Genomic DNA, 20,932 nt, shown 5'->3' with positions numbered 1-20,932 from the left:
CCATGTTCGACATTTCTCCCCAGCTCGATTGCGGTGGCCGTGCGCTGCGGCTGGATCGCCCGCGCGTGATGGGTATCGTCAACGTCACCCCCGACTCGTTCTCCGACGGCGGCGTGCATGACACGCTGGAGGCTGCCGTCGCCCACGGGCTGCAACTGGTCGCCGAGGGTGCCGACCTGCTGGATATCGGCGGCGAATCGACCCGCCCGGGCAGTGCGCCGGTGCCGCTGGAAGAGGAGCTGCGCCGGGTGATCCCGGTGATCGAGCGGCTGGCGCGGGAAACCCACGTCCCGATCAGCGTCGATACCTTCAAGCCGGAGGTGATGCGCGCGGCGGTGGCCGCTGGCGCCGGCATGCTCAACGACATCCACGCACTGCGCCAGCCTGGTGCACTGGCCGCCGCCGCCGACCTCGGCGTGCCGGTGGTGCTGATGCACATGCAGGGCGAGCCCGGCAGCATGCAGGACACCCCGCACTACGATGACGTGGTCGCCGAGGTGCACCGTTTCCTCGCCGAGCGCCTGTTTGCCGCCGAGATGGCCGGCATCGCGAAAAAGAACCTGGTGATCGACCTGGGCTTCGGCTTCGGCAAGACCACCGAACACAACATGATCCTGCTCGCGCGCTCGGCGCGTTTCCTGGACCTGGGCGTGCCGCTGCTGGCGGGCCTGTCGCGCAAGCGCAGCATCGGCGAGCTGACCGGGCGCGAACAGCCGCGCGACCGGGTGGCCGGATCGGTGGCCGCGCACCTGATCGCCGCCCAGCGCGGCGCAATGCTCCTGCGCGTGCACGACGTGGCTGCCACCGTAGACGCGCTCAACGTGTGGGCTGCGGTCGATGCCGTGCCGGCACCGCGCGTGGACGCTGCGCCGGCCATGCCGCGCTGGCCGGACGAGGACTGATGGGCACCGACCAGCGCCCGCTGGCGATCGCGGTGATGGGCCCGACCGCGTCGGGCAAGACCGCCACCGCGATCGCGCTGGCGCGGCAGCTCGGCGGGGAGATCGTCAGCGTCGATTCGGCGCTGGTCTACCGCGGCCTGGACATCGGCTCGGCCAAGCCCGACGCCGCCGAGCGCGCGCAGGCGCCCCACCATCTGCTGGACGTGCGCGACCCGTGGCAGACCTATTCGGCGGCCGAATTTGCCGCCGACGCGGCCCGCGCCGTCGCCGACATCCTCGCTCGTGGCCGCATGCCGATCCTGGCCGGCGGCACCGGGCTGTACTTCCGCGCGTTGCTGCAGGGCCTTTCGCCGATGCCGCCGGCCGATCCGGATACCCGCGCGCGCATCGCCGGGGAGGCCGCAGCCAAGGGCTGGGCCGCCCTGCACACCGAGCTGGCCAGCACCGACCCGGCCGCCGCCGCGCGCATCCATGCCACCGATCCACAGCGCATCCAGCGGGCGCTGGAGGTCTACCGGCTCAGCGGGACCCCGATCAGTGCGTGGCAGAAACTGCCCGGCGTGGACCGCTTGCCGGTCCGCACGCTCAAGCTGGTGCTGGCCCCGCGCGAGCGCAGCGTGCTGCACCAGCGCATCGAGACCCGTTTCGACGCCATGCTCGGGCAGGGCTTCCTGGACGAGGTCCGCGCACTGCGCGCGCTGCCGCAGATGGCCCAAGTGGCTGCGCCCCTGGACCTGCCGGCGGTGCGGGCGGTGGGCTACCGCCAGGCCTGGGAGTTCCTGGACGGGCAGGGCACGGCCAGCCAGTTCCGTGAACGCGGCATCCAGGCCACCCGCCAACTGGCCAAGCGCCAGCTCACCTGGCTGCGCGGCGAGCTTGATGTGCGCTGGTTCGATCCCCATCTTGATCAGGCTTCGCTGGCAGAAGCGGTGTCGACCTTCGTCGCACGCTGACTCCACGCCTTCCCCACTCCAGCCCGTGTACCATCAAGGATTCCGGTGGGCGGCGGGGGCCGCGGAAACTGCCGGAAGACCATAAAAACAATAATCAGGAGTTAGCAATGTCCAAGGGGCAATCGCTGCAGGACCCGTTTCTGAATGCACTTCGGCGCGAACGCGTGCCGGTTTCGGTGTACCTGGTCAACGGCATCAAACTGCAGGGGACGATCGAATCGTTCGACCAGTTCGTGGTGCTGCTGCGCAATACGGTGAGCCAGATGGTGTACAAGCACGCCATTTCCACCGTGGTGCCGGCGCGCAACGTACGGGTTGGCCCGGGTGGCGGCTATGTACAGTCCAATGAAGGTGGCGCCGAAGGCGTCCAAGGTGAAGACGACGTTGAGTAATGCGTTGAGTATTTCTGGAGAACTGCGTGTTTGACCGTTCCAAGCGAGGCGAACACGCACTCCTGATCCAGCCGCACTTCGGCCGGCTCGAAGAAGACGTGCTTGAAGAGTTCACGGACCTGGCCCGCTCGGCCGGTGCGAGCATCGCGGCGACGCTGACCGCGCGCATCGACCGACCGAACCCGTCGATCCTGATCGGCACCGGCAAGCTGGACGAGGTGAAAGCCGCGGCCGATGCCACCGGTGCCGATCTGATCCTGGTCAACCATGCGCTGACACCGGGGCAGGAGCGCAATCTCGAGCGCTTCCTGGAGCGGCGCGTGATCGACCGGAGCGGGTTGATCCTGGACATCTTCGCCCAGCGCGCACGCAGCCATGAGGGCAAGCTGCAGGTGGAGCTGGCGCAGCTGCGCCACATGTCCACCCGGCTGATCCGCGGTTGGACCCATCTGGAGCGCCAGCGCGGCGGCTCCATCGGCCTGCGCGGCCCGGGTGAAACCCAGCTGGAAACCGACCGTCGCCTGCTGCAGAAGCGGGTCGAACAGCTGCAGAAACGGCTGGAAAAGGTCGAGGTGCAGCGCACCCAGATGCGCCGCGCCCGCGTGCGCAGCGAACTGCCGCGCGTGGCCCTAGTGGGTTACACCAATGCCGGCAAGTCGACCCTGTTCAATGCCCTGACCGGTGCCGAGGCCTACGCCGCGGACAAGCTGTTCGCCACGCTCGACCCGACCGTGCGCCGCATCGCGGTGCCGGGTGGCAACGTGGTGCTGGCCGACACCGTCGGGTTCGTGCGCGATCTGCCGCATGAGTTGGTGGCCGCATTCCGCTCGACCTTGAGCGAAGCGCGCGAGGCCGATTTCCTGCTGCATATCGTCGACGCCGCCGATCCGCACCGCGAGGACCGCATCGCCCAGGTCGACGAAGTGCTGGCCGACGTGGGTGCGGGCGATCTTCCGCAGCTGCTGGTGTTCAACAAGATCGACCGCATCGAGGGAGCCGAAGTGCGTCACGACGCACAGGACGGCATCCCCGATACCGCCCGTCGCGAACGGGTATGGATCTCCGCGCGCGACGGGCTCGGCCTGCCGCTGCTGCAGTCGGTGCTGGGCAAGCGCCTGGGCCTGCAGCACATCACCGGCGCGCTGCGTTTGCCGCCGAGTGCCGGACGCCTGCGTTCGCGCCTGCACCAGCTGGAAGTGGTGCGTGGCGAACAGGCCGACGAAGACGGCTGGCTGCTTGAGGTCGATCTGCCGATCGCCGAGGCCGAAAAGCTGGCGGCCGGCGAGGGCGGCGAGCCGATCCGCGCGATGCTGCCGGAGAAGCTCCCCGAGTGGTGACACGGTAGTGCCGGCCGCTGGCCGGCGCCCCCGGAGGTTGGCCACGGGCAGGCGGGCGCGCGCGACGCTGCGTCGCGCCCCCGCACACGACATCCGCGCCGATTTGGGCTAAAACGGGGCGTCCTTCCCCCCGATCCAGGATCACCATGAGCGTCCCCACCGATGCCGAACTCGGCGTCCTTGCCCGTGATGTCGGCCAGCGCCTGCAGCAGGCATCGTTGCAGCTGGTCACTGCCGAGAGCTGCAGCGGCGGCTGGATCGCCAAGGCGATGACCGATGTGGCCGGCTCCTCGGCATTCTTCGACAGCGGCATGGTCGTCTACAGCTACGAGGCCAAGCAGCGCTTGCTCGGTGTTCGCGCGCACACGCTGGAGCAGTTCGGTGCGGTCAGCCGCGAAACCGTGCTGGAAATGGTTTCCGGTGCACTGATCAATTCCGGCGCCGGCATCGCCGTGGCCGTGACCGGCATTGCCGGGCCGGGCGGCGGCAGTCCGGACAAGCCGGTCGGCAGCGTGTGGATCGGCTGGAAGCAGCGCGGTGGCTATGCCCGCGCGCAGCTGTTCCGGTTCGACGGCGACCGCGAAGCCATCCGTCGCCAGACCGTGCAGCAGGCGCTGACGGGAATTTTCGCACCGGTGTGACATCCTGACCGCGTGCGTGGACAGGAGTGGCACCGATGTGGGAAACGCTGGGAACCGTACGCGACCTGGGCCGATTGCAGGAAATCGCCTCGGTCCTGATCCGCTATGGCTTTGGCGATCTGGTACGCCGGATCGGCCTGGCCGATGTGCTGGAACGGGCCGGGCGGCTGCTGCACTGGAACGACACGCAGATGCTGCGCATGACCGCGCCCGTGCGGGTGCGGCGTGCGATGGAAGACCTGGGTCCGACCTTCGTCAAGCTCGGCCAGGTGCTGGCCACGCGCGTGGACCTGTTCCCGCCGGACTGGATCGCCGAGTTTTCCGAACTGCAGAACGCGGTACCGCCGCTGCCGTATGCGCAGGTGCGCGAACAGCTGGAAGCCGATCTCGGCGCACCCGCCACCGAGGTCTTCGCCTGGCTGGATGAAGCCCCGATGGCGGCCGCCTCGCTGGCCCAGGCGCACCGCGCAACCCTGCACGACGGCACCGCCGTGGTGCTGAAAATCCGTCGCCCCGGCATCCGTGAGGTGATCGAAGCCGATCTGCGCCTGCTGGCACGCCTGGCTGAAATCGTGGAAGCGCGCCTGCCGGACCTGCAGCGGTATCGCCCGGCCGAAGTGGTGCAGCAGTTCCAGGTCTCGCTGCGCCGGGAGCTGGATTTCGCCGCCGAATGCCGCAACGCCGAGCGCATCGCGCGCAACTTCGCCGGGCGCGAAGACATCCTGATCCCCAACGTGCATTGGCAGTGGACCTGCGAGAGCCTCAACGTGCAGGACTTCGTCGACGGCATCCCCGGCCGCGACCTGGCCGGCGTCGATGCGGCCGGGCTGGACCGCGTGCAGCTGGCCCGTCGCGGCGCGCACATCGTGCTCAAGATGGTGCTCGAAGACGGCTGTTTCCACGCCGATCCGCACCCGGGCAACATCATCTACCTGCGCGACGGCCGCATCGGCGTGATCGATTTCGGCATGGTCGGGGCGATCTCCGAGCAGCGCCGCTTCCAGGTCGCCCAGCTCCTGCATGGGTTGGTCAACCAGGAGCCGGAATCGGTGGCCGACGTGCTGCTCGATTGGGCGGGCGGGGTGGACGTGGATGAGTCGCGGCTGCAGCAGGACATCAGCACGTTCGTCGACCAGTACCGGGGCGTGCCGCTGAAAGACCTGCACATGGGCCTGATGCTGGGCAACATCACCACCTTGCTGCGCCAGTACTCGCTGACCCTGCCGGCCGACCTGGCCCTGATGATCAAGACGTTCCTGACTCTGGAAGGCATGGGCCGGCAGTTGGACCCGCAGTTCGACATGGCCAGCGCCGCGCGTCCGTACCTGGAGCGGGTGATGTGGCAGCGCTATGCGCCCGGCGCCGTGCTCAAGCGGGGCAAGCGCAGCCTGGTGGGGGTGATGGAGCTGCTCGGCGACCTGCCGCGCGACGTGCGTCGGCTGCTGCAGATGGCTCGGCGTGGTCGCCTCCAGCTCAAGGTCGAGACCACCGCGCTGCAGGGCTTCGGCGACCAGGTCAATCGCGCCGCCAACCGTCTGGTGATGGGCATCGTGACCGCCGCGCTGATCATCGGCTCCTCGATCGTCATGCACAGCGTCGGTGGCGTCTCCAGCCGCTGGCTGCTGGCGCTGGGCGTGGCGGGCTTCATCGGCGCCGGCATCTGCGGCGTGTGGATCCTGTTTTCGATCTGGCGCAGCGGCAAAAACCCGTAGGGTTCTCGCCGCCGGGATCCGCAGGATCCCCGCAACGTGCCGCAAACGCGACCCAACCCCGTAGAGCCGACCGTTGGTCGGCTGCTCTACCCGGCCGGCCTCATGACCGCCGACCTTCCGTCCGCCCGGCCTCACGCGCGACCCAACCCCGTAGAGCCGACCGTTGGTCGGCTGCCTTCTCCCGGCCGCCTCCTATGATCGCTACCCTTCGTCTGCCGCCCATGAGCGCCTGACCTATGGGGTTGCACGCGCTAAACCCCGGAGACAAGACCGAAACCGACACGCGAACGCACCGTCACGCATTGCCGCGCGTTCGCGCGGTCACCGACCAACGGTCGGTGGCTACACGAACTGCCGACGGCTTCGGTGGGGGGATGATCCTGCTGATTCCTGCTCTTCTTCTGTGGGCACTTGCGTGCCCACATCGTTAGTAGTAATACTACTAACCATGGAACTGACCGACACCCAGCAGGCGATCCTGCAGTTGATCGCCGAGCGTATCGAGACCGATGGCGCCCCGCCGTCGCAGACTGAAATCGCACGTGCCTTCGGCTTCAAGGGGGTACGCGCGGCGCAATACCACCTGGAAGCCCTGGAGCAGGCCGGGGCGATCCGTCGCATCCCCGGCCAGGCGCGTGGCATCCGGCTGGTGCAGGCACCGGCGCTGCAGGACGGCCTGCCAGGCTCCCTGTCCGTGCCTGCGCTGCCCGACCACGTGCTGCGCCTGCCGGTGCTGGGCCGGGTCGCGGCGGGTCTGCCGATCGGCGCAGACATCGGCTCGGACGATTTCGTGGTGCTCGACCGGGTGTTCTTCTCGCCGGCGCCGGACTACCTGCTCAAGGTGCAGGGCGATTCGATGATCGACGAAGGCATCTTCGACGGTGACCTGATCGGTGTGCACCGGACCCGTGACGCCCGCTCCGGGCAGATCGTGGTGGCGCGCATCGATGACGAGATCACCGTCAAGCTGCTGAAGATGGGCAAGGACCGTATCCGCCTGCTGCCGCGCAATCCCGACTACAAGCCGATCGAAGTCCTGCCCGACCAGGACTTCGCGATCGAAGGCCTCTATTGCGGCCTGTTGCGGCCCAACCGCTGATCCTTCTACAACGCATTACCTGCACGGTCTTTTGTGGCGATTCTCTGGTTCCGCTGAGGTTGGTACGGATGTCCGATAATTTTTTTCCGAACGCCGGGCAGAATCTCAGCCTGTGCGATACGCCAGCCTTAAAGTGAACCCATGGCCAAGAAGACTTCCAAAGACAGCACCTCCACCGATACGACCTCTGCAAGGACCACTCCGATGGACGAGAACAAGAAGCGCGCCCTCACCGCCGCGCTGAGCCAGATCGAAAAGCAGTTCGGCAAGGGCGCCGTGATGCGCATGGGCGACCGTGTCGTCGAGGCGGTCGAGGTCATCCCGACCGGTTCGCTGATGCTGGACATTGCACTCGGCATCGGTGGCCTGCCCAAGGGGCGCGTCGTGGAAATCTATGGTCCGGAGTCCTCCGGCAAGACCACCCTGACCTTGCAGGCCATTGCCGAATGCCAGAAGAAGGGCGGCACCGCAGCCTTCATCGACGCCGAGCATGCCCTCGACCCGATCTACGCCGCCAAGCTGGGCGTGAACGTGGACGACCTGCTGCTGTCGCAGCCGGATACCGGTGAGCAGGCGCTGGAGATCGCCGACATGCTGGTGCGCTCCAGCTCGGTGGACATCGTGGTGGTCGACTCGGTCGCTGCGCTGACGCCCAAGGCGGAAATCGAAGGCGAAATGGGCGACCAGCTGCCGGGCCTGCAGGCCCGTCTGATGAGCCAGGCGCTGCGCAAGCTGACCGGCAACATCAAGCGCTCCAACACCCTGGTGGTGTTCATCAACCAGCTGCGCCACAAGATCGGCGTGATGATGCCGGGCCAGAGCCCGGAAGTGACCACCGGCGGCAACGCCCTGAAGTTCTACGCCTCGGTGCGCCTGGACATCCGCCGCATCGGCGCGATCAAGAAGGGCGATGAGATCATCGGCAACCAGACCAAGATCAAGGTCGTCAAGAACAAGCTCGCGCCTCCTTTCAAGCAGGTCATCACCGAGATCCTCTACGGCGAAGGCATCAGCCGCGAGGGCGAGCTGATCGACATGGGCGTGGAAGCCAAGTTGGTCGAGAAGGCCGGCGCCTGGTACAGCTACGGCGATGAGCGTATCGGCCAGGGCAAGGACAACGCCCGCGGCTACCTGCGCGACAACCCGCAGATTGCCCAGCGCCTGGAAGCCGAGCTGCGCGAGAAGTTCCAGCCGGAAGAAGCCGCGCGTGAAGGCGGCGACGACGTCGAAGACGACGCCGAATGAGTTTCCTGCGGGGCAGGGCGGCGCCGTCAGTGACGCCAACCCTGTCCCGCGGTTTCCGTATTCCCCCGACGGGGGGAGCGCCAAGGACGGCGCATTTGATTGAAGGTCGCTATGTCCGAGTCCGACGCCCCGGCCCCGCGCCGCAAACGCCGTGTCAGTGAGCAGACCCCCGTCCAGCGGGCGTTGGCCCTGCTGGTGCGCCGCGAGCATTCGCGCAAGGAGCTGACCCGCAAGCTGCAGGCGCGTGGCATCGAGAACGACGCCGCAGTGGCTGCGGTCGACAAGCTCAGCGAGGCCGGCTGGCAGGACGACACCCGCTTTGCCGAGAACCTGGTCCGCATTCGCGCCAACACCGGCTATGGCCCGATCCACATCCGCGCCGAACTGGGCACCCATGGGCTGGACAGCGACCAGATCGCCGTCGCCATGGACACCTTTGAAGGCGACTGGAACGAAAACGCGCGTGACCTGGTCTGCCGTCGCTTCGGCGAGGCCGGGCCGCAGGAGCTGGCGCAACGGCGCAAAGCCGCCGATCTGCTGGCCCGTCGCGGGTTCCCGGGGGACAGCATCCGCCTGGCGACCCGTTACGACCCGGAGGACTGAGCGCCCCGGGCCTGATACCCTTTGTGGTTTCGGCGGTCCTGCTGTTGACACCCGGCCATTGGGGCTGCGTGCCATGGACTGACCGGCCCGCATGAAGCCATCCCCCATGAACGCATCCGTCAATTTCACTACCTCCCAGATCCGCAGCGATTTCCTTGAGTTCTTCAAGGGCAAGGGCCACACGATCGTGCCGTCGGCGCCACTGGTGCCGGGCAATGATCCGACCCTGCTGTTCACCAACTCCGGCATGGTGCAGTTCAAGGACGTGTTCCTTGGCGCCGAGAAGCGCAGCTACGTGCGCGCCGCCGACGTCCAGCGCTGCCTGCGTGCCGGTGGCAAGCACAACGACCTGGACCAGGTCGGGTACACCGCGCGCCATCACACCTTCTTCGAAATGCTGGGCAACTGGTCGTTCGGCGATTACTTCAAGAAGGATGCCATCGCCTGGGCCTGGGAGCTGCTGACCCAGGTCTGGAAGCTGCCGGCCGACCGGCTGCTGGTCACGGTCTACCAGACCGATGACGAGGCCTACGCGCTGTGGCGCGACATGGTCGGCATTCCGGAAGACCGGATCGTGCGCATCGGTGACAACAAGGGCGCACCGTTCGCCTCGGACAACTTCTGGCAGATGGCCGAAACCGGCCCGTGCGGGCCGTGCACCGAGATCTTCTACGACCACGGCGACCACATCGCCGGTGGCCCGCCGGGCTCGCCGGACGAGGATGGCGACCGCTTCATCGAAATCTGGAACCTGGTGTTCATGCAGTTCGACCGCCAGCCCGACGGCACGCTCGTGCCGCTGCCGGCGCCGTGCGTGGACACCGGCATGGGCCTGGAGCGACTGGCCGCGATCCTGCAGCACGTACACACCAACTATGAAATCGACCTGTTCCAGGCGCTGATCCGCAAGGCCAGCGAACTGACCGGCATGGCCGACCTGGAAAACAAGTCGCTGCGCGTGATCGCCGATCACATCCGTGCCTGCTCGTTCCTGATCGTCGATGGCGTGCTGCCGTCCAACGAAGGCCGTGGCTACGTGCTGCGCCGGATCATCCGCCGCGCGCTGCGCCATGGCTGGATGCTGGGCGTGCGCCAGCCGTTCTTCAGCAAGCTGGTGCCGACCCTGGTCGAGCAGATCGGCGTGGCCTATCCGGAACTGCCGGCGCAGGCCGACACCGTGGTGCGCGCGTTGCAGGCCGAGGAAGAGCGTTTCGCAGAAACCCTCGACTCGGGCATGAAGATCTTCGACGACGTCGCCGCCAAGGTCACCGACGGCGTGATCCCCGGCGCGGACGCGTTCCGCCTGTATGACACCTACGGTTTCCCGGTCGACCTCACCGCCGACATCGCGCGTGAGCGCGACATGCGCGTGGACATGGACGGCTTCAACGCCGCCATGGACAACCAGCGCGAGACCGCGCGCGCAGCGGGCAAGTTCGGCGGCGGCGTAACCCTGTCCGCCGATCTGGTGGCCACGCTCAAGCCGACCGTGTTCCTCGGCTACGACCGCCTGCAGGCCGACGGCCTGACCGTGGTGGCCGTGCTCAAGGACGGTCGTCCGGTCACGTCCGCCCAGGCTGGCGATGAGGTGATCGTGATCACCGACCAGACCCCGTTCTACGCCGAATCCGGCGGCCAGGTCGGTGACACCGGCGCGCTCAGCGGCGCGGGCCTGCAGGTGCAGGTCAGCGATACGCAGAAGTTCGCCGGCCAGTTCCATGGCCACGTCGGCAAGATCACGTCAGGCAGCCTGAAGGTCGGCGATACGCTTGCCGGGCAGGTCGACGGCCAGCGCCGCGGCGCGACCATCCTCAACCACTCCGCCACCCACCTGCTGCACGCCGCCCTGCGCGAGGTGCTGGGCACCCACGTGCAGCAGAAGGGCTCGCTGGTGGCACCGGACCGCCTGCGCTTCGACTTCGCGCACTTCGCCCCGATCAGCGCCGAGGACCTGGCGGTCGTCGAGCGCAAGGTCAACGCGCAGGTGCGGGCCAACAATGCCGTCGAAGTGCACAACATGGCCATGCAGGAAGCGCTGGACTTCGGCGCGATGGCGCTGTTCGGCGAGAAGTATGGCGAGAACGTGCGCGTGCTGAAGATGGGCGATTACTCCACCGAACTGTGCGGCGGCACCCACGTGGGCCGCACCGGTGACATCGGCCTGTTCAAGATCACCTCCGAAGGCGGCGTGTCCTCGGGCGTGCGCCGCATTGAAGCGGTGACCGGGCAGGGCGCGCTGGATTACGTGGCCCACGAAGAGGCCGTGCTTGGCGAAGCGGCGTCGCTGCTCGGCGGCAACGCCGGCGACGTGGTCGACAAGATCCGCCAGCTCGGTGAGCGCCAGAAGAAGCTGGAACGCGAACTGGACGCATTGAAGGCCAAGCAGGCCGCGGGCGCCACCGCCGATCTCGGCGCGTCGGCGGTCGAGGTCAACGGCATCAAGATCCTGGCCGCGCGCCTGGAAGGCTTCGATGCCAAGGCGCTTCGTGACGCAATCGACCGCCTCAAGCAGCAGCTGGGCGACTCGGTGATCGTGCTGGCCGGAACCCAGGACGGCAAGGCAGCCTTGGTCGCCGGCGTGAACGGCAGTGCAATGGGCAAGGTCAAGGCCGGGGAACTGTTGTCGCACATCGCCAGTCAGACCGGGGGCAAGGGCGGCGGCCGCCCGGATCTCGCCCAGGGTGGTGGCGAGGACGGGCCCGCCCTTGCTTCTGCCCTCGCCGCCGTCGTCGACTGGGTCACCCCGCGTATCTGAACATCCTGAAGCCTCCTGCTCCTTGAAGGGTTGGGAGGCCTGACGGTACTATGGCTAATACTTTCCCCCTTTGTCGTGGGGCGCTCCTTGGCTGGGCGCCAAGCCGGTGGGGAAAACACCACCGGTTCCCTGGAGACTTGCAAAAATGTTGATCCTGACTCGCCGTGTAGGCGAAACCCTGATGATCGGTGACTCGGTCAGCGTGACCGTGCTCGGCGTCAAGGGCAACCAGGTGCGTATTGGCATCACCGCTCCGAAGGACGTGGCCGTGCACCGGGAAGAGATTTACCAGCGGATCCAGCGCGGCGACGAGCCGAATGCATCCGGAAGTGAAAATTCTTCGGATTAAGGCTTTACCTTCGGGTGCGAAAAAAGTTATTCTTCGCGCCCCCGCTGAGATGAAACAGCGCAGCGGCGGATCAAGAACACTGGAGCGGTGCCCGAGTGGCTGAAGGGGCTCCCCTGCTAAGGGAGTATAGGGCTTAAAACTCTATCGAGGGTTCGAATCCCTCCCGCTCCGCCAGATGTAAAGAAAGCCCCTGAGCGCAAGCTCAGGGGCTTTTTCTTTGGCTGTTTGCCGGCCGATTCTGCCTGCGTGCGCCTGGCGACCCGTAGTGCGCGGACCGTCTCGCAGCACCACCGCAGGCCGGTCACCTGCCAGGTGTCGCAATCGCCCCAGTGGCGTAGAATGCCGCTGCCGCCGCGGCGATGCATTGCTTGCCCGGCACTCCCTTTTACCTCGAGCCGCCGCCAGAGGATTTTCTTTCCTTTCTGGAGGCGTTGCCGTGTCCGTTGCTCCGATTCGTGTTGCCCAGGCCCTTGCGGGTCGCCGTCGTGCCGATCGTTCGTCGCTGCCGCAGATGTCCCCGCTGAGCCAGGCGATGGCCGGCGTGCTGGGTTTGGCCCTGTTTGCCGCCGCTGCACAGGCCGAAGAGGCGCCGGCGCCACCGAAGCAGGATGCCGCGCAGACCCTGCAGACGGTGCAGGTCACCGCCAACCAGCTGGGTACCGTCACCGAAGGCAGTGATTCCTACACGCCCGGCACGATCGCCACCGCTACCCGGCTGGTGCTGAGTCCGCGCCAGACACCGCAGTCGATCAGCGTGATCACGCGGCAGGAAATGAACGACTTCGGCCTCAACGGCATCGACGATGTCATGAAGGTCACCCCCGGCATCAGCATCGTCACTTACGACAGCGAACGCACCGAGTACTACGCGCGCGGCTTTGCCGTGCAGAACTTCCAGTACGACGGCATTCCGATGGCGCGCGACTCGGCGTACTCGGCGGGCAATACGCTCAGCGACATGGCCATCTACGATCGCGTCGAGGTGCTCAAGGGCGCTACCGGCCTGCTGACCGGCATGGGCGATCCGGGCGCGACCATCAACCTGGTGCGCAAGAAGCCCACCCGCGAACTGGCCGGCAGCGCCACGCTGGGCGCCGGCGCATGGGACAGCTATCGCGCCGAGATCGATGTCGGTGGGCCGCTGACCGAGAGCGGGCGCGTGCGCGGTCGTGCGGTTGCCGCTTACCAGGACAAGCACTCCAACGTCGACCACTACCAGCGCACCAACCAGGTGTTCTACGGCATCCTCGAGGCCGACCTCACCGACAACACGCTGCTCACCGTCGGCGCCGACTACCAGGACAGCGATCCGCAGGGCTCCAGCTGGGGTGGCATTCCGCTGCTGGACAGCCGGGGCAACTTCAACAGCATGCCGCGTTCGTTCAACAACGGAGCGCGCTGGAGCAGCTGGGCGCAGTACAGCCGCACCGCCTTCGCCACGCTCGAACACACCTTTGGCAACGACTGGGTGGCCAAGCTGCAGCTCAACCACCAGGTCAACGGCTACGACGCCCCGCTGGGCGCGGCGGCCGGTGGCAATCCCGACCCGGTGACCGGCGCGGGCGTGAGCATGTGGGTGGGCAAGTACGTCGGCGAGACCACCAGCAACGCGGCTGATCTGTACGTGAGCGGCAAGTTCGAGTGGTTCGGGCGCGAGCACGAGCTGGTGGTCGGTGGCAGCGTGTCGCGCAAGCACTGGATCAACAACGGTTACTCGCCGCAGCCGGGCTACGCGACCGGCGTGGCCGACTACTACGCCTGGACCGGGGATGTGCCCGAGCCGAACTGGCAGTGGGGTTACGGCGATGACCAGATCACCCGCGAGAGCGGTGCATACGTGGTGGGTCGCTTCGACCTGGCCGATCCGCTCAAGCTGATCGTCGGCAGCCGCATCGCCAACTATAAATCGCCGGACACCGACGAAAGTGGCGTGATCGTGCCGTACGCGGGCCTGGTCTATGACCTCAACCGCAACTTCTCGGTGTTCGCCAGCTACAGCACCATCTTCAAGCCGCAGGGCAACCAGGATGAGCAGGGCAGGGTGCTCGACCCGCTGGAAGGGCGCAGCTACGAAGCGGGCCTGAAGGCGGAGTTCTTCGACGGCCGCTTCAACGCCAGCGCAGCGGTGTTCCAGCTGGACCAGGACAACTTCGCCGAACCCACCGGCGGGCTCACTCCCAGCGGCGGGATCGCCTATCGCGGGTTGATGGGCGTGCGCACCAAGGGCTACGAGCTGGAGATGTCCGGCCAGGTCGCGCCGGGCTGGCAGGTGCAGGGCGGTTACGCGCACAAGATCGCACGCCAGCAGTCCACCAAGGTCTCCACGCTGGAGCCGGAAGACCAGTTCAGCCTGCACACCAGCTATCGCCTGACCGGGCCGATGCAGGGTTGGAGCGTGGGGGGCGGGGCGCGCTGGCAGGGGACCACGTTCGGCACGATCACCAACCCGGCCAACGGCCAGAGCCAGGTCCATCGCACCGAGCCGTATTGGCTGCTGGATGCGATGGCGCGCTACCAGTTCAACGACCAGTTGTCGGCCACGCTCAACGTCAACAACCTGCTCGACAAGCACTACTACACGATCTTCAGCTGGTACAGCACCTACACCTGGGGAGAGCCGCGCAACGTGCGGCTGACGGTGACGTACAAATTCTAAGGTAAGTGGTATCGGCACCCCGGCCGGTCCAGGCCGGGGTGCTTTAGCGCGCCTGCTCGCGGTGGGGTGTCGCGCGCCCTGCGCCTACAATCGGTAAGTGGGTTCCAGATCGCGTCAAGGCGACGCCACGACAAGGGGAATTCCTACTTCAGGCGAAATGCGTCCTCTGTAGCTTCAGGCTTCCGCGCAAAGGCGGAAGCAAGCGCGACATTGCGTCCGCCTGCAGCTCAACGGAGGCCCTGATGGAGGAGTCGAACGTACTGAAGTTGGTGATAGCAAGTCTGCTGGCGGCCGGGGCGGCGGGGATGATTCCGGCCGCAGGTGCCGGGAATACTGCAGCATCCAGACCGGTTGTCAGGTCATCGGATACCGCCCGCCCGGCGGCGGGTTTGGAGGAGGAGGATCATGGGGATCCGGCGATGGATCATCCGATCCCAAGCACGATAACCAGCGGATCGAATAGTGCCAGGACTCTCCCGCCATGGTCTGGGAGGGCGCAGGTTGCGACGTCCACAATCCGCCGCCGCTGCAGGTCAACGGTTGCGGTGCTGCAGGTGGTCCTGGTGTGCCCGATTACCTTATCGCCCCCCCTGCGTTGCAGCCGGGCGCGGCGTATTTCGGATCCGTCTTCCGTCAGGCTTGCGACGTGCATGACATGTGTTACGGCACGGCAGGATCGGACAAGCACCAATGCGACGAAAGGCTGCGTGACGACATGATCGCGCAAGCCCAGCAAAGTATGGGCGATTCTGCCTTTGTGGCGTTCGGCGTGTTCGTCGTCGGACAGGCCACCGCATACGCCAAATTCCTGCAGTGGGAGTGGGTTGAGCCGTGGACGTCCCTGCCTGCATTCATCAAGGCGCAGGAAGAAGCTTTCTGTCGGCAGGACAGCGGCATCTTCAAGGGATTGTGTGGATGACGCTCCGGGCTGCCAATTTAAAAGGAAAGAGGGCGGCGTCGATGGGTGCGGTTGTCGTTCTCGGCATCGCCGGCCTTGGATGCTGGCAGTGGTTGTCCACACGGGATGGAACGGAGGCTGAGCTCGCGACCCAATTCGAATCCTTGAATGATTATGCGCAGGCGGACCGTCGTTTTCGCGAGGAGAGGTCTGGCATAAGGGACCTCAAGACGGCCAGCAACGTGGTCGCCAGACAGACAAGCGTGCAGGACCTTTTCGCGAGAGACCCGCGCCTGCTGGCGTTGTCTGCCGATGAGGCGGCGTGGCTGGATCGGCACTATTATCCAGCGCGGAAGGACCTGGAAAGCCTGGCGTCGCTGGACACTAAGGCGCTGCGGGGAACTCCGGATCCCCGCCTGGCCACGCTGCACGGGTTGGCATTGATTGAGCGGAAGCAGCTCTCAGGCGCGACGGCGGTCCTGATGGGGGCAGCCGCCATGGGCTCGATCTACGCGAGTGAAGAGGCGGCGGTAGCCGAGCGCATGCTGGTGCAGGAGCGGCTCGGCGTTGGTAAGCCGGACCTCGACGCGGTGTATCGCGCTCGTCTCGAGGTTGCAAGGATCCTTGGTGATCACACGGTCCAGTTTCTCATTGACCGGGACATTGCCGAGTTCGATATGTCCGCGCGAGGTGCAGATGTGCAACGGCACACGACAGAATTTCTTCGACACCTGGGTGACGACGCCCAGCTTCGTGGAATTCCTGCACCAGGCCTCGATCCACGTCCAAATGGGGCTCAGTGGTCGGACCTTTACCAGCTGCATCGCGCTGGAGGAGGTGCAGATGTGATCACAGTTTATGAGCGCAAGTAGCGTGAACGCGTGTTTTCGTTGTTCCGATGCCTGGATTGATGGCGCTTTTGCACAGCTTCTGGATTGGGAGCCGAAGGCCCAGCCCAGGACGTTTGACGCGCGTGCGCAGCCATGGATGGCCGCCTTCCTCGTGAACGGCAGCTTCAATGGTGTCGATGACTATCTGGAAAACGTGGCCCGGTTTCGGCGATTGGCTGCAAGCGGTCGATTGGGGCGCAGTCTCGAGGCGACGCACCGGGCGGCGAGTTTCCGGGAACTGAAAAAATCGCTGGGGGCACTTACAGGGCTGTCGGCGTTTGCCCACCTGGGCGGCATGCGAATCAACACGGCCAATCCGTTCAGTCGAGGATTTTTGCCGCCCCACCCGAACCAGGCCCAGCGCGCCATGCGGTGCTTGATTGAGCGGCGACGGGAGCTGAGCGCGACGGGGCGGCTTTCGATAGGAGGGGCCCTGGCGTCGTACATTGTCTTTTTGACGATCCACTTGCTTAGCGACGGCAACGGACGTTCAGCGCGCATGATGTTTGCTGCGGATTGTCTAGCAACCGTGCCTGAGATATCCGCACAGAGGATCATGGGTTTGGTGATGTTGCACCAGATGCGAGGCACGTCCTTTCACCTCGCTGTTGCGTGCGCCAGGGCAGGAGATATGTCCATGATCGCGACATGCTTCGAGCGCGCAGTCGTAGACTCGGGTCCATTGCTCGAGCAGCTGGCGATCGCACTGGCATGGGAGGAGGGAGGCACTGGAGGCCAATTGCCCCCGCACCCCATCAGAGAGCTTCATCGCATGATCGAGATGAGACTTGGCTTCTCTCCCAGCGCCGAAGCGGGCGGCAGGCACGCCGCGCCCCGAGCAGCTCGGGACGCGTAAGGTGGGGCCTTACAGCGGCAGATCGAAGACGATCACTTCGGCGTCGCTGGCGTTCTCCAGCGTCACCTGGGCCTCGTCGCGGATCTGCAGCGCATCGCCGGTGTCCAGGGTGATGCCGTTGACCTGTACCTGTCCGCGGGCAATCTGCACATAGGCGCCGCGGCGCGGGGCCAGCGGCAACTGCACGCGTTCACTGCCATCGAGGAGGGTGGCGTAGAGGTTGACGTCCTGATGGATCAGCAGCGAGCCGTCGCGACCATCCTTCGAGGCGATCAGCCGCAGCTGTCCACGCTTGGTCTCCGGCGCGAAGTGGGTTTCCTGGTAGCTGGGGGTGATGTTCTCCTGGTCGGGGAACAGCCAGATCTGCAGGAAGTGCACCGGTTCGTCCGCCGAGTGGTTGAACTCGCTGTGGCTGACGCCGCTGCCGGCGCTCATGCGCTGCACATCGCCGTAGCGCAGCACCGAGCCGGTGCCCATCGAGTCCTTGTGCTCCAGTGCGCCGCCCAGCACGTAGGAAATGATCTCCATGTTGGCGTGGCTGTGGGTACCGAAGCCCTGGCCGCCCTGCACGCGGTCTTCGTTGATCACCCGCAGTGGACCGACGCTGACATAGCGCGGGTCGTGGTAGCCGGCAAAGGAGAAGGTGTGGTGGGAGGACAGCCAGCCGTGATCGGCGTGGCCACGGCTGTTGCTCTTGCGGATCTGCAGCATGGGATGCTCCTTGTTCGACAGTTTCGATGATGGTCGGGGTGGCGTTTGCCGCTTCCCTTTCCTGTTGGCGCCAGTATCCGCTTGCACCCCGGGTTTGAAAAACGGATAGTTTCGCAAGTCATCATCGAAAAATTCGAATGCTCAAGCTCAGCCTCGACGCCCTGCAGATCCTGGATGCCATCGACCGACGCGGCTCGTTCGCGGCGGCCGGCAAGGCGCTGCACAAGGTGCCTTCGACCATTTCCTACACCGTGTCCAAGCTCGAGCAGGACCTGGGCGTGCAACTGTTCGACCGCATCGGGCCGCGCGCGCAGCTGACCGCGGCCGGGCAGGCGCTGCTGGAAGAGGGGCGGCACCTGCTGCGGGCGGCCCGCGAGCTGGAGATGCGGGTGCGCCGGGTAGCGTCGGGCTGGGAGGCGGAGCTGACCATCGCGGTCGATTCGATGTTCCCCCCGTCGCTGCTGGCTGAGGACGTGCGCGCGTTCAATGCGGTGTCCGAGCAGACCCGGGTGCGGCTGCTGTGCGAGTCGTTGTCCGGCACCTGGGAGGCGCTGCTGGACCGGCGTGCGGACCTGCTGGTGGGGGCGGCAGGCGAAGGGCCGAGTGGTGGTGGCTATGTGGTCGAGCCGATGGGCGTGGTGGAATTCGTGTTCGCGGTGGCGCCTTCGCATCCGCTGGCCGCGGTCGCCGGTCCCCTGGACCGCGAGCAGCTGGCCGCGCATTGCGCGATCGCGGTGGCTGATTCGGCGCGTCGGCTGCTGCCGCGCACCGTCGGCCTGCTGATGGGGCAGGAAACGGTGACCGTGCCGGACATGGTCAGTAAGTTCCGTCTGCAGTGCGCCGGGCTGGGCTTTGGCTTCCTGCCCGCGCCGTACGTGCGGCACGCGGTGGCGCAGGGCCGGTTGGTGATCAAGCCGGTTGAGGAACCCAAGCCGGACGAGACGTTCTGGCTGGCCTGGCGGCCGGGCGAGGAGGGGGCCGCGCTGCGCTGGTGGCGTACGCGGATGCAGGGGCCGCAGGTGATGGCGGGCTGGTGGCCGACGATGGAGGCGTGGCTGGGGTGAGTGCGGCGCCGCCGGCGACTCCAGGCATCGGCGTCCGCAACGGTCGCGCCCTTCAAGCTGAATCATTGCCGCCGTGTCATCGGATGGTCATACGGATGCGATAGAGCGCCGACCGGGCGATCGGTAACCTGCCTGACTCAATCGGTTTCCCCTGTATCCCCATGAAGCGCCTGCTGCTGTTGTTGCTGGCCGGGGCCGGCCTGTGGCTGGCCGCCTGCTCCCCGCTGACCTCCACCTCCCGCTCGACCTCGCTCAGCGATCGCCTGGTCGCGCCGGGCGGGGTGTCCACGTTGCTGGACACCCCGCGCATCGCCGAGGCCGTGGACAGCGTGCCCAACCGGCACGGCCGGGTGACCGGGCGTGCCGGTGTGCCGATCTTCTGGCGGGCCTTCGACCCGGGCCAGTACGGGCTGCGCTACGCCTATCTGGCCCAGCAGCACGACAACGGCGAGCCGCTGCGCACCGGCCTGGCGCTGGACCTGCCGCATCCGTTCCAGCCGCAGGCACCGCGCGGCACGGTGGTGCTGCTGCACGGCTGGATGATGAACGGCGATGCGATGCTGCCGTGGTCATTGCAGCTGGCCCAGTCCGGCTACCGTGTGGTCACCATCGACCTGCGCAACCATGGGCATTCCGGTGCCGGACCGTCGGGGTATGGCACGTTTGAATCCGATGACGTCATCGATGTGATCAATGCGCTGCAGGCGCGGCATGAAGTGGTTGGGCCGCTGTATCTGTTCGGCGTGTCCTACGGCGCGGCCACCGCGTTGTTCACTGCCGACAAGCTGGGCGACCGGGTTGCCGGTGTAGTGGCGATGGAGTCCTTCGCCAACGCCGGCGATGCCATCCGCAGCATGATTCCGCACCTGATGTCATTGCAGCCCAGTGGCTGGAAGGCGCAGGCGATGGCCGCCTACGGGCGCTGGCGCTACGGCAGCCAGGACATCAACCAGGTGATCGCCGCGGCCAGCCAGCGCCTGGACCTGGACCTGGACCGCGTGGATGTCGCGCGCGCGCTGGCCGATACGCGCGCCTGCGTGCTGTTGCTGCACGGCCAGGACGACCAGCACGTGCAGGTGAGCCAGGGGCGTCGACTGGCGGCGGCCAGTCCGCGCGTGCATTACATCGAGATGCGCGGCGAAGACCACATCACCTTGCCGTTGCGAGTGGATCTGCTGGGCGGGGTGGTGGACGACTGGCTGGCGCAGGAAGGCCGTGCCGGGGCCCAGTGCGCGTCGCCGGCGTTGCCGGAGGAGGCCGATCGAATGGCGATGGCGCAGGCAGCGGCCACGCCGCGCGGATGATGCGCCGTTCCGTAGTCGGGTAGTGCCGGCCGCTGGCCGGCTCCAGGCGGTCTTCCCGAGTGCATCGCGCCGTGTCCTCGCTCGGGTCTGTCGCGAGCGTATGGGCCCCGTAGCGGCCAGTACGCCCCTGGCGCAAATGTCCCCCGGCCGCGTGGCGGCCTCCTCCTTGATTTTGCCCAGGGGCGTACCGGCCGCTACGGGACTCGGCTTGCGGTAAGCAGTTAAAAGCCAGGCGTTTCTGAAGTGGGTCGGTGGGTCGGGCGTTGGGCCCCCATGCCCTTTCCGGCGAATGTCCCCCGGCGTCGGCCTGCGGCCGCCACCTCCTCCTTTATTTCGCCTCCAAGGGCATGCGGGCCCAGCGCCCGACCCACCGACTCGCCGACCCGCTGCGTGGGAAAAGATCCAGAGCGCGCTTCGTGCTTGCCCCGCATGGGAGCGGAGAACCAAAAAAAAACAGCAGCCGATGGCTGCTGTCTTCGTCTATGCAATGGTGCGCCCGGAGAGATTCGAACTCCCGACCGCCTGGTTCGTAGCCAGGTACTCTATCCAACTGAGCTACGGGCGC

General features: G+C 66.5%; 18 protein-coding genes and 2 tRNA genes. 18 read left to right on the top strand and 2 right to left on the bottom strand.

Translation table 11 applies throughout. The annotated features are described in order from the left end of the window. Positions 1–2 precede the first annotated feature (2 nt). From folP to NR101_RS18010, 16 genes are all read left to right on the top strand, one after another. A complete protein-coding gene (gene folP, locus NR101_RS18085) occupies positions 3–902 on the top strand; it encodes a dihydropteroate synthase (RefSeq protein ID WP_256774118.1) in 900 nt (299 codons plus the stop codon). Then, positions 902–1,855: a tRNA (adenosine(37)-N6)-dimethylallyltransferase MiaA gene (miaA, locus tag NR101_RS18080; protein WP_256774117.1), complete on the top strand. Its 954-nt coding sequence runs from the start codon at positions 902–904 to the stop codon at positions 1,853–1,855. Before folP ends, miaA begins: the two co-directional genes overlap by 1 nt. Before the next feature lie 107 nt (positions 1,856–1,962). Beyond that, positions 1,963–2,247, top strand: coding sequence for an RNA chaperone Hfq (gene hfq / locus NR101_RS18075; RefSeq protein WP_137190031.1), 285 nt, complete (start codon positions 1,963–1,965; stop codon positions 2,245–2,247). A gap of 26 nt (positions 2,248–2,273) precedes the next feature. Next, the gene (gene hflX / locus NR101_RS18070) at positions 2,274–3,584 is read left to right on the top strand and encodes a ribosome rescue GTPase HflX (RefSeq protein ID WP_256774116.1); all 1,311 of its coding nucleotides are present in this window, start codon (positions 2,274–2,276) and stop codon (positions 3,582–3,584) included. 146 nt (positions 3,585–3,730) lie between these two features. Further along, complete coding sequence (locus NR101_RS18065) at positions 3,731–4,225, top strand: CinA family protein (protein ID WP_256774115.1); 495 nt, start codon at positions 3,731–3,733, stop codon at positions 4,223–4,225. Positions 4,226–4,260: 35 nt separating this feature from the next. Continuing rightward, positions 4,261–5,937, top strand: a complete 1,677-nt coding sequence (gene ubiB / locus NR101_RS18060) for a 2-polyprenylphenol 6-hydroxylase (RefSeq protein ID WP_256774114.1) — start codon at positions 4,261–4,263, stop codon at positions 5,935–5,937. Positions 5,938–6,385: 448 nt separating this feature from the next. Then, complete coding sequence (gene lexA, locus NR101_RS18055) at positions 6,386–7,036, top strand: transcriptional repressor LexA (RefSeq protein WP_256774113.1); 651 nt, start codon at positions 6,386–6,388, stop codon at positions 7,034–7,036. 204 nt (positions 7,037–7,240) lie between these two features. After that, positions 7,241–8,281: a recombinase RecA gene (recA, locus tag NR101_RS18050; RefSeq protein ID WP_256774112.1), complete on the top strand. Its 1,041-nt coding sequence runs from the start codon at positions 7,241–7,243 to the stop codon at positions 8,279–8,281. A 111-nt stretch (positions 8,282–8,392) separates the two neighbouring features. Continuing rightward, positions 8,393–8,884: a recombination regulator RecX gene (recX, locus tag NR101_RS18045; RefSeq protein WP_256774111.1), complete on the top strand. Its 492-nt coding sequence runs from the start codon at positions 8,393–8,395 to the stop codon at positions 8,882–8,884. A gap of 106 nt (positions 8,885–8,990) precedes the next feature. Beyond that, the gene (alaS, locus tag NR101_RS18040; protein ID WP_256774110.1) at positions 8,991–11,639 is read left to right on the top strand and encodes an alanine--tRNA ligase; all 2,649 of its coding nucleotides are present in this window, start codon (positions 8,991–8,993) and stop codon (positions 11,637–11,639) included. A 145-nt stretch (positions 11,640–11,784) separates the two neighbouring features. Continuing rightward, positions 11,785–11,988, top strand: a complete 204-nt coding sequence (gene csrA, locus NR101_RS18035) for a carbon storage regulator CsrA (protein ID WP_019183311.1) — start codon at positions 11,785–11,787, stop codon at positions 11,986–11,988. An 81-nt stretch (positions 11,989–12,069) separates the two neighbouring features. Then, positions 12,070–12,162 (top strand) — tRNA-Ser (locus NR101_RS18030). A gap of 337 nt (positions 12,163–12,499) precedes the next feature. Further along, positions 12,500–14,644: a TonB-dependent siderophore receptor gene (locus NR101_RS18025; RefSeq protein ID WP_256774151.1), complete on the top strand. Its 2,145-nt coding sequence runs from the start codon at positions 12,500–12,502 to the stop codon at positions 14,642–14,644. 481 nt (positions 14,645–15,125) lie between these two features. Next, on the top strand, positions 15,126–15,563 hold the full coding sequence (locus NR101_RS18020; RefSeq protein ID WP_256774109.1) for a hypothetical protein: 438 nt from the start codon (positions 15,126–15,128) through the stop codon (positions 15,561–15,563). Continuing rightward, entirely contained in the window at positions 15,560–16,414 is an 855-nt protein-coding gene (locus NR101_RS18015) for a hypothetical protein (RefSeq protein ID WP_256774108.1), read from the top strand. The genes NR101_RS18020 and NR101_RS18015 overlap by 4 nt, the downstream gene beginning before the upstream one ends. Beyond that, a complete protein-coding gene (locus tag NR101_RS18010) occupies positions 16,401–17,288 on the top strand; it encodes a Fic family protein (RefSeq protein ID WP_256774107.1) in 888 nt (295 codons plus the stop codon). Before NR101_RS18015 ends, NR101_RS18010 begins: the two co-directional genes overlap by 14 nt. A gap of 9 nt (positions 17,289–17,297) precedes the next feature. Here NR101_RS18010 and NR101_RS18005 read toward each other — a convergent pair whose 3' ends face one another. Then, the gene (locus NR101_RS18005; RefSeq protein WP_256774106.1) at positions 17,298–17,999 is read right to left on the bottom strand and encodes a pirin family protein; all 702 of its coding nucleotides are present in this window, start codon (positions 17,997–17,999) and stop codon (positions 17,298–17,300) included. Between the two features lie 137 nt (positions 18,000–18,136). Between NR101_RS18005 and NR101_RS18000 the strand changes: the two genes are divergently transcribed. Together NR101_RS18000 and NR101_RS17995 are read left to right on the top strand one after the other, a co-directional pair. Next, on the top strand, positions 18,137–19,063 hold the full coding sequence (locus NR101_RS18000; protein ID WP_256774105.1) for a LysR family transcriptional regulator: 927 nt from the start codon (positions 18,137–18,139) through the stop codon (positions 19,061–19,063). Positions 19,064–19,224: 161 nt separating this feature from the next. Beyond that, positions 19,225–20,367, top strand: a complete 1,143-nt coding sequence (locus NR101_RS17995; RefSeq protein ID WP_256774104.1) for an alpha/beta fold hydrolase — start codon at positions 19,225–19,227, stop codon at positions 20,365–20,367. A gap of 488 nt (positions 20,368–20,855) precedes the next feature. Here NR101_RS17995 and NR101_RS17990 read toward each other — a convergent pair. Next, positions 20,856–20,932: transfer RNA gene (locus tag NR101_RS17990), tRNA-Arg, on the bottom strand.

It is taken from the genome of Stenotrophomonas sp. Ste86 (assembly GCF_024519465.1).
In the GTDB taxonomy this organism is placed as follows: Bacteria; Pseudomonadota; Gammaproteobacteria; order Xanthomonadales; family Xanthomonadaceae; genus Stenotrophomonas.
Note: the sequence above shows the minus strand (reverse complement) of the source record. Positions and strands in the feature narration are given on the sequence as shown.